Origin of the sequence: Luteibacter rhizovicinus (assembly GCF_004342265.1) — a bacterium.
Classification (GTDB): Bacteria; Pseudomonadota; Gammaproteobacteria; order Xanthomonadales; family Rhodanobacteraceae; genus Luteibacter; species Luteibacter rhizovicinus_B.
The window spans coordinates 211448-220537 of record NZ_SMCS01000005.1 but is presented as its reverse complement, the minus strand read 5'-3'; the positions used below and the strand labels follow the sequence as shown (position 1 = coordinate 220537).

The 9090-nt window shown below is 64.7% G+C and carries 8 protein-coding genes; 6 read left to right on the top strand and 2 right to left on the bottom strand.

What is annotated here, in order from left to right; genetic code table 11:
• Nucleotides 1–93: 93 nt before the first annotated feature.
• On the top strand, nucleotides 94–630 hold the full coding sequence (locus EC912_RS13965; protein ID WP_132145085.1) for a hypothetical protein: 537 nt from the start codon (nucleotides 94–96) through the stop codon (nucleotides 628–630).
• A gap of 190 nt (nucleotides 631–820) precedes the next feature.
• Here the strand turns inward: EC912_RS13965 and EC912_RS13960 are convergent, their stop codons facing one another.
• Nucleotides 821–1015 carry a hypothetical protein gene (locus tag EC912_RS13960; RefSeq protein WP_132145084.1) on the bottom strand — a complete coding sequence of 65 codons (195 nt, stop codon included), beginning with the start codon at nucleotides 1013–1015 and terminating at the stop codon, nucleotides 821–823.
• Between EC912_RS13960 and EC912_RS19415 the strand changes: the two genes are divergently transcribed.
• Nucleotides 1014–1157, top strand: a complete 144-nt coding sequence (locus EC912_RS19415) for a hypothetical protein (protein WP_165973604.1) — start codon at nucleotides 1014–1016, stop codon at nucleotides 1155–1157. The genes EC912_RS13960 and EC912_RS19415 overlap by 2 nt on opposite strands.
• Before the next feature lie 6 nt (nucleotides 1158–1163).
• On the opposite strand, the gene bamE is transcribed toward EC912_RS19415, so the two are convergent.
• Nucleotides 1164–1478, bottom strand: a complete 315-nt coding sequence (bamE, locus tag EC912_RS13955) for an outer membrane protein assembly factor BamE domain-containing protein (RefSeq protein WP_165973603.1) — start codon at nucleotides 1476–1478, stop codon at nucleotides 1164–1166.
• Between the two features lie 233 nt (nucleotides 1479–1711).
• Here bamE and EC912_RS13950 point away from each other — a divergent pair, with 233 nt between their 5' ends.
• Genes EC912_RS13950 through EC912_RS13935 form a run of 4 tightly spaced genes read left to right on the top strand, consistent with a single transcriptional unit; the run spans nucleotide 1712 to nucleotide 9085 of the window.
• Nucleotides 1712–3106 carry a TolC family protein gene (locus EC912_RS13950; protein WP_165973602.1) on the top strand — a complete coding sequence of 465 codons (1395 nt, stop codon included), beginning with the start codon at nucleotides 1712–1714 and terminating at the stop codon, nucleotides 3104–3106.
• On the top strand, nucleotides 3103–4953 hold the full coding sequence (locus EC912_RS13945) for an HlyD family efflux transporter periplasmic adaptor subunit (protein WP_132145078.1): 1851 nt from the start codon (nucleotides 3103–3105) through the stop codon (nucleotides 4951–4953). The genes EC912_RS13950 and EC912_RS13945 overlap by 4 nt, the downstream gene beginning before the upstream one ends.
• Nucleotides 4954–4959: 6 nt before the next feature.
• Nucleotides 4960–7104 carry a peptidase M50 gene (locus EC912_RS13940; protein ID WP_132145076.1) on the top strand — a complete coding sequence of 715 codons (2145 nt, stop codon included), beginning with the start codon at nucleotides 4960–4962 and terminating at the stop codon, nucleotides 7102–7104.
• On the top strand, nucleotides 7097–9085 hold the full coding sequence (locus EC912_RS13935) for a preprotein translocase subunit SecA (RefSeq protein WP_132145074.1): 1989 nt from the start codon (nucleotides 7097–7099) through the stop codon (nucleotides 9083–9085). The genes EC912_RS13940 and EC912_RS13935 overlap by 8 nt, the downstream gene beginning before the upstream one ends.
• Nucleotides 9086–9090 lie beyond the last annotated feature (5 nt).

The following is a 9090-nucleotide window of genomic DNA, read 5'->3' as shown; positions in this document are numbered from 1 at the left end:
CAAACGCGTGTAGCGGCGGCAAACCTGGCGGCGGACGACCGACGCCAGGTTCCCATAAGATGGGCCAGTGACAGCAACGACCAGGACAGGAATATGACAGCCAGCTCGAACGAAGGCAGCGGCCGCAAACCGGGAAGAAGCGCTACGGTGCTCACCGGCGCCTATCTGCTCGCGGCAAGTTTGCCCTTGTCGGCGGCAGGTGCGCCGCCACCGCCATCCGCCCGCCCGCACATCCCTACGTTTTACTACCAGGGGATCACGCCGAACGAAGTGATCGAAGCCTATGAACAGGCCTTCGTCCATGCGGGATTCATCGTCAAGACACGGACGACACAGCACATCAGTCGGGTAAGCGAGTCGAAAAACCGGACCTTCGCGCTAGCGTCGGTCAAGCCTCCTTATTACGCCGAATTGATGTTTACCTTCTCGTACGATCCCACGGCAGGAAAGTCCGGACGTACCGGAGTTGCACAGCAAAGCAGCGCCTTTTCATTCGGGGGCGCGCTCGACCCACAGCGGGAAATAGAAGTGCAGCATGCTCTTGGCCAGGCGGGCAGCGATGCCCAGCACAAAGCCGAAGAAGCAATCGGTGCCTATCACCTGCACGAATTCGACATAGTGGATCACTGAGCGTTCCCGGTATGAGGAAGGCGGTGAAAGCTCGCAACGACAATCGCGGTATAGACCCCAGGCACTTCGTCGGTGTTGCCTGCTTTCTTCTGACGCTTGGATCCGTCCTTAGCGATACGAGCGTCGCGACAACCCCCGCCGTCCCCATGACGGAGTACTCGGGCATAACGGCGACCAAGCTGCTTTCGACTTACGAAAGCGCATACGCGGCGGCAGGCTTCCACGTCGCCGAACGCTCGACGTATCCGGAAAGGGACGGCAGCACAGTGACTACCGTGAAGTTCGAGTCGGGCCGGGCGATCCCGCCAGGACGACGGAATGGATGGGTGTCGCTGCTCTTCATAACAACCGAGCGATGCGCGCCCTGCCGGGTCCAACGCGACATGTTTGTACCTGGTGACGTGTCGGAGTACACCCCGAAGGAGTGGGTCGAAGCCCAACAGACCTTCGGTGCCGCCGATGCCGTCGCGTTGACTGAAGTAAAACGCAAACCCGGCGCCAGCGTCACACCGGTATTCCCTCCCTGAACGCCGTTACCGCAACGCCGGATCGATAACCACCGAATGCAGCCCGTCGCGCCGTACTTGTCCCGGCCCGAACTGCACCACCTTGCCATCCTTCAGCACCACCGAATAATCGGTATGCGCGACGGACATGCGGGTGCGATGACGGTCCAGGTAACTGAGTACTTCGAAGTCGGTTACCGTGCGGACCGAGTCCGGACGGCCGAGCGTTTCCACGACCTGATCGCGCGAGGAGCCGACGTCGATCTGCGTGATTCTGCCGCCGGTGGTCTGGCAGCCCGTTGCCACGATCGCGAGGGCGACCGTTCCGATGATGCGTTTCATGTTTTCCCCCTTGGAAACCGCCCGGCGATTGTACCCGGACACCGCCTCCACGGGTTTGTGAAGATGGCCCGCTTTGCACTTGGCACCGGACCGGGGCGGGTGCGAAAATGCCCGCGTACAGGGGGAAATCGCAAAACGTCCGATCGCATGCCCGGCCATCAGCCGGGGCGTGCGTCGTGCCGTCTCAGGGCCATGACGGTCCGCCTCTCCCTGCGCGTGCGAAGGGACTTGAGGTGTACGTCGTCAACCGTTACCGCTTACCGATTTTCGCCATCGCCTGCCTATTCGCTTCGTGCACCGCCGTCGCACAGACGGTGACGCTGGGCGAACTGTTCTCGCTTGCCCACGACAGCGAACCGGGCTATCGCGCGGCACAATCCAACGTCGACGCGGCGCGTGCGCGCGAACGGCAGGCGCTGGGCGCCATGCTTCCGCAGATCACCGCCACCGCCAACACCAACGGCAATGGCCGTCGTTACAACACGCTCGACACCCATACGGCGACGCTACGGGACCACTACCACAGCAACGGCAATCAGCTGAGCCTGAACCAGCCCCTGTGGCGGCGGGCGAATACGGTCGCGTTGCAGCAGGCGGGCAAGGCCACCGAACAGGCGGGCTATCAACTGGCCGACACCGAGCAGCAGCTTTATCTGAAGCTGGCGACCAGTTGGTTCGACCTGATGGAGGCAAGGGACGCCGTCGACTTCTCCACCGCCCAGCGGGACGCGCTGCGCGCCCAATGGGATATCGCGCGCCGAGGGGCCGAACTCGGTGCGGAGTCCGAACCCAAGGCCGACGATGCCCGGGCGAAGTACGAGGAAGCCGCGGCCGACGAACTCTCCGCCGAGATGGACCTCGCCGCCAAGGCCGCCGCGATCGAACAGTGGATCGGCTCCAGCGAAGGGCTCGTCCAGCCCTGGCTGCGCGAGGACGCCAGCATTCCGGATCTGCTCGGCGACGACGCGGATGCGTGGCTCGCGCAGATCGACAGCCACTGCCCCGCCCTGCGCGCCGCGGCGACGGCCGTCGCCGCGGCGGAAGACGAAATTTCGAAACAGCGTGCGGGCTACCAACCGACGCTGGACATGGTCGCGACATTCGGCAACACGGATCAGAACGTCGGCAACTTCCCCGGACAACCGGGTTATCGCATCCGTCAGCTGGCCATCGGCCTTCAGCTCAATGTGCCGCTCTACTCCGGTGGCGCGCAGTCGGCCAAGGTCGCGGAGGCCATCGCCATGCGCGAAAAGGCCCGCGACGACCAGGAGTCCGCACGCCGGCAAGCGGTACTCAACGTGAAGACGGCGTTTCTCGGCTGGCGCGCGGGTCGCGCGAAGACCAACGCGGCGCGCACTGCCATCCATTCGGCACAGCGCGCCCTTGCGCTGGCGGAACGCGGCACGCTGCATGGCGTGAAAACCGACGCCGACGTGCTCACCGCGCGACAGCAGCTGGCTGGCGCGCGCCGCGACGTGCGCAAGGGCGCGTATCAGCAGCTCACCTCATTCATCAAGCTCAAGGCGACGCTTGGCGACCTGAGCGGTACCGACATCGACGAACTGGACAGCCTGTTCGTCGCGGTTCGCGCGGATCGCGACCGCATCGCCGCGGAGGCCGGTCCATGAACGTCGTTACCGAACAACCGGATCAGGACGTCGTCGCGGCTCTTCCGGCGATACCCGCGTGGGAGCGCTTCGTTGCCGCGCGCACATCGGACGTTTTCTGCGATGCCTGGCTGACGCTGATCTGCGAAAAGTTTCCCAGCGTGCGCAAAGCCGCCGTACTGATCGAAGCCAGCGACGGCCAGAACTACGTACCCATCGCGGTCTGGCCCGCCGTCGATGCCGATATGGCCCGCATGGGACCTGCCGTCAGCCAGGCATTGAGCGACCGCCGTATCGCCGTCCTCCCCGTCGCCGATGCACCGGGCGTGCTGCATGCCGCGATACCCGTTATGTCGGGCGAACGCATAGCCGGCGCAGCGGTGTTCGAGCTGCCGACCGATCCCATCGTGCTGTCTGCGCTGCTGCGCGAAGTGCATTGGGCCAGTGCGTGGTTGACCAATCTGCTGGGCAAACGCGAACTGGACGACGCGGTGGAAGCAAGCCAGCGCGCTTCGGGCATCGTGCACACGCTGGCTACGGCGCTGCGTCATGTGCGCTTCCAGCAGGCGATGTTCGATCTGGTGAACGAACTGCGCCGCCGTTTCGACTGCACGCGTGTCGCGATCGGACTGGTTCGCGATGCGCAGGTGCGGCTTGCCGCCCTGTCCGAAGCGGCGACATTCGAGAAGTCCTCGCCACTGGTGCAGGCCTATCGCGACGCGATGGCCGAAGCCACGGACCTCGCACAGGCCGTGGAAGCCAGCGATGGGCGCGACGGGCGTCCCGCGTCCGGCTACCGCGCGCATACCGAACTTCTGCAGCGCACGGGCGCGCATGTCGTGCTGTCCGTTCCGATCGTGCAACACGCCAGAACCATCGCCGTCGTGACCTTCGAGCGCGAAGGCCAGCCACTGGACGAAACGGAGCGGCGCTGGATCGATGCATTCGCCGCCCTGGTGGCACCGGTCGTCGAACAGCGCATGCTCGCCGAGCGCACGTCGTTCGGCAGGATGCGCGACGAAGCCGTACGGTTCTGGCGCAACCTTGTCGGACCACGCTTCCTCGTGTGGAAAGCCGTGGGGCTGCTCGTCCTCCTTGTCGCCGTCGCGCTGGTCTGCATACCGGTCGACTATCGCGTATCGGCCAAAACCGTCACCGAAGGCGAAATCCAGCGCGTCGCCGCCGCGCCGTTCGAAGGTTTCCTTGCCGAAGGTTTTGTCCGCGCGGGCGACACCGTTCGCAAGGGGCAGCAGGTGGCGCGCCTGGACGATCACGAATTGCGCGTCGAACGCATCCGCTGGGCCAGCGAGCGCGATCAGTACGACAACAAGCTGCGCGAAGCGATGGCCGGACACGACCTGACCGCCATCGGCGTAACGAGCGCCCAGCTTTCCGAAGCGCAGGCGCAGCTGGACCTGCTGGACGACAAACTCGACCGGGCGACGGTACGCGCGCCCTACGATGGCGTCGTCGTCAGCGGCGACTTGTCCCACGACATCGGCACGCCCGTGGAAGCCGGCAAGAAGCTGTTCGAGATCGCGCCACTGGACAGCTACCGGATCATCCTGGAGGTGGACGAGCGCGACATCGCACCCATCCGCGACGGACAGCACGGCGAGCTGGTCATGAACGGTTTCGCCGGTCATGCGATGACAATCGACGTACTTCGCGTCATGCCTGTGGCAACAGCCGAAGACGGGAAGAATTTCTACCGCGTCGAGGCCCGGCTGACGAAGCCGTCGAACCTGCTGTTGCCGGGCATGGAAGGCGTGGCCAAGGTCGACGTCGGCCGCCGCCAGCTCGGCTGGGTGTTGTTGCACGGGGCGCTGGACTGGCTGCGCCTGCAACTCTGGACGTGGGGTCTCTGACCGGTCATGGCGCGCAGCCCTTTCAGTCCCTCATGGCACAGCGTCGCCTCGCTTCGACCGCGTCTTACGCCTTATGCGCGCATCCAGCGCGTCGTGTTCCGCGGGCGTCCGTGGTACGTCGTGCAGGACCAGACCGGCGGGCGCGTTTACCGGCTTTCCGCCGCCGCGTATGCCTTTCTCGCAGGGATGGACGGCAACGCCACCGTGCAGTCGCTGTGGGAACAGGCGAATACATCCGAGCTGCGCGACGCATGCACGCAGCCGGAAATCGTCGATCTGCTTTCACAGCTGCACGGCGCCGATCTGTTGCAGACCGATGCGGTACCCGACTCGGCCGCATCGCTGGAACGGCACAACAAGAAGCGTTCCGAAATGATCCGTCAGTGGCTCATGAATCCGATGAGCCTGAAGTTTCCGCTCGTCAATCCAGATCGCTTCCTGACGGTGCTGTCGCCGTACTTCGCGTGGTGTTTCGGTCCCATCGGTGCCGTGCTCTGGGCACTGGCGGTGATCCCCGCGCTGTTCCTGGCCGGCGTGCACTGGACCGATCTAACGCATAACCTGTCGGATCGGGTGCTCTCGTCGAGCAACCTGCTCGTCATGGCCTGTGTCTATCCGGTCGTGAAACTGCTGCACGAACTCGGCCATGGCTTCGCGGCAAAGCGCTGGGGCGGCGCGGTGCGCGAACTCGGCCTGATGTTTCTTATTTTCGCGCCGGTTCCCTACGTCGAAGCGTCATCGTCGGCGGCGTTTCCTTCGAAGTACCGGCGAGCCACGGTCGCGGCGGCAGGTATGCTCGTCGAACTGTTTCTCGCGGCCATCGCACTGCATGTCTGGCTGCTCGCCGAGCCGGGCGTCATGCGTGGCGTCGCCTTCAACGTCATGGTGATCTGCGGCGTCTCCACGCTGGTGGTCAACGGCAACCCCCTGCTCCGTTACGACGGTTACTACATCCTTTCGGATCTGATCGAGATCCCCAATCTCGCCCAGCGCGGGCAGGCCTGGTGGACTTATCTGATCGATCGCTACGCCTTCGGCTCCATGGATGCCACGCGCCCGGACGAAACGCCGTCGGAACAACGCTGGCTGACGGTCTATACGCCGCTCGCCTGGTGCTATCGCACGTTCGTCACCGTTTCCGTGATCTTCGTGGTGGCGGGCAAGTTCTTTTTCGTTGGCACGATGATGGCGTTGTGGAGCGCGTATGGCCTGATCGGCGCGCCGATCCGCAAGGGCTGGAAACATCTGTCCACCGCTGGCGCGCTGCATCGGGTAAGGACGCGTGCGATGCGCCGCACGTTCGCATTCATCGGCGGCTTGCTCGTGTTGCTGTTGTTCGTGCCCGTGCCGCTGCATACCCGCGCGCTGGGGGTTGTCTGGCTCCCCGAGCAGGCGATGCTACATGCGGGCGGCAATGGTTTCTTCGTGCGCTGGCTGGCCACCCCGGGCGCGCACGTCAATGCGGGCCAGCCGTTGTACGTGCTGGACAACGCACAGCTTCGCGCCGAGCACGAGGTCGATCGCGCGAAGGTCGCGCAGGCCCAGGCGCGTTATGACGCCGAGCAGTTCATCGATCCGACGAAGGCCGCGATCTCGGGACGTCAGCTCGACGAGGCACGCGAAACGCTCGCACGCATCGAAACCCGGATGGCGAATCTGACCGGCTTCGCCGGCGAGGATGGCCGTCTTGTCGTCGCGACGGCGCAGGATATGCCGGGACGCTACTACAAGAAGGGCGAGCTGCTTGGCTACGTGTTGCAGGATCGCCAGTTGATCGTGCGCGCCGTGGTGCAACAGGACGATATCGATCTGGTCCATGCGCGCCTGTCCGGTGTTGGTCTTCGGCTGGCGGACTCATTGGGCGTCGCATGGACGACCCGGGTCATCCGTGCGTTTCCCGGCGGCGTCGACGAGTTGCCGACGGCGGCCCTGGGTCTCAATGCCGGCGGAACGATCGCGACGCACCCGAACGATTCCAAGGGTGTGAAGACAATCCAGCGGGTCTTTATCGTCGACCTGGCGCTGCCGCGGGATTCGCAGCCGGTGTTCGGCGAGCGCGTGCAGATCCGTTTCGACCACGGCTACGAACCCATGGCGCTGCAGGCGATCCGGCGCCTCCGCCAGGTCTTCCTGAGCCACTTCGGTGTCTGACGTACGCGCACTGCTGGCCGGGCGCGAGGTCGAGCTCGGCGACGGTCCTTACCTCGAACGCGTGGATGCGAAGCGCGCACCGTGGGAAGCACGCCTTCGCACGTGGCTCGCGAAACTGCCCCGCTTCGACGGCCGTCGCGCGCAACGTTTCCTCGATGCGACCAATGCACTCGAAGAAGCCACACGAGTCTTCGACGACGACACCCTGCGCACGAACCTGGCCGCGGAAGCACGGCGCATGCATCGGGAGGGCTTTACGGATGTGTGCCTTGCGGCTTCGTTCGCACTGATCCGCGAGGCGTCGCGGCGTACGCTGGGCATGCGTCATCACGATGTCCAGCTGCTCGCCGGTCGCACGCTGTTGCAGGGTCGTCTTGCCGAAATGTCCACAGGCGAAGGCAAGACGCTGGCGGCCACGCTCGCGGCGTGCTCGGCGGCCATGACCGGTGCCGCGACGCACGTCGTCACGGTCAACGACTATCTCGCCGAGCGCGACGCCGAACACAATACCCCGCTATTCGATTTCCTCGGGCTGAAAATCGGCGTGGTCTTACAGGACATGAGCGTCGCGGACCGTCGCACAGCCTATGCCTGCGACATTACCTACGTATCCAATAAGGAACTGACGTTCGATTACCTGAAGGACGCCATCGCCATGGGCGAATCGTCGCGCACGCAGCAGCGCCTGGCCGAATTCGCCGGCGGCCGTGCGGGCGAACCGCCCATCCTTCGTGGCCTGCACATCGCCATCATCGACGAAGCCGACAGCGTACTGATCGACGAAGCCAGTACGCCATTGATCATCAGCGAAACATTGCCCGACGATCTCGATCCGACGATCTATACGCGCGCGATCGAACTGGCCACGTCGCTCGAACGCGATGTGCATTACGCGGCGAACCACCATCGGGACATCTGGCTCACACCGGGCGGCAAGGTACACGTGCGCGAGGTCACAGCGGAGTTCGGCGGCATGTGGCGTTCGGCCATGTGGCGCGAAGAGTTCGTACAGAAAGCGCTTTCGGCAGTCCACGGCTTTCAGCGCGATCAGCACTACATCCTGGCCGACGACAAGGTTCAGATCGTCGACGAATCGACCGGTCGCGTCATGCCCGATCGTACCTGGGAGCGCGGCCTGCACCAGATGATCGAATGCAAGGAAGGCTGCGAGATCACGGGCCAGCGGCGCACGCTTGCGCAGATAACCTATCAGCGCTTCTTCGGCCGTTATCTTTTGCTGTGCGGCATGACCGGCACGGCGCAGGAAGTCGCCGCCGAAGTGAAAGGCAGCTACGACTTGTCGGTGACCCGCATTCCGACGCATAAGCCGACGCGGCGGCGAAACCTGGGCGATATCGTCTGCGCCAGTTCGGACCTGCGCTGGGAGGCGGTCGCACGACGCGCGGTCGAAGTCGCGAGTACCGGACGCCCGGTGCTTGTCGGGACACGATCGGTCGAAGCATCCGAACGCCTCGCCGCCCTGTTCGGTGCCAATGGGATCGAACACGCGGTGCTCAACGCGCGGCAGGACAAGAGCGAAGCGGAAGCCGTGGCGCAGGCCGGCGGCGCGGGAAGAATCACCGTGGCCACCAACATGGCCGGACGCGGCACGGACATCAAGCTTGCGCCGGAGATCGAGCAGGCCGGTGGCCTGCATGTGATCCTGACCGAATTCCACGAGTCCGCGCGCGTCGACCGTCAGCTGTTCGGCCGCTGCGCACGGCAAGGCGATCCGGGCACGACCGAAGCGGTGGTCAGCATCGACGACGATCTGTTCACGCGTTTCGCACCGGCACCGCTCCGCGCCATCCTCGCATCGCTGGTGCGTGGTGAGCACGCCAGCGAAAAACTGCTGCGCCGCTACGTCACCTGGCTACAGGACCGCGCGGAACGCCACTATCGCCGCCAGCGTACCGACACGCAGCGCAGGGATGCCGAATGGGCGCGCGCACTGGGCTTCGTGGGCAAGAGCCGCCGCTGAACGCG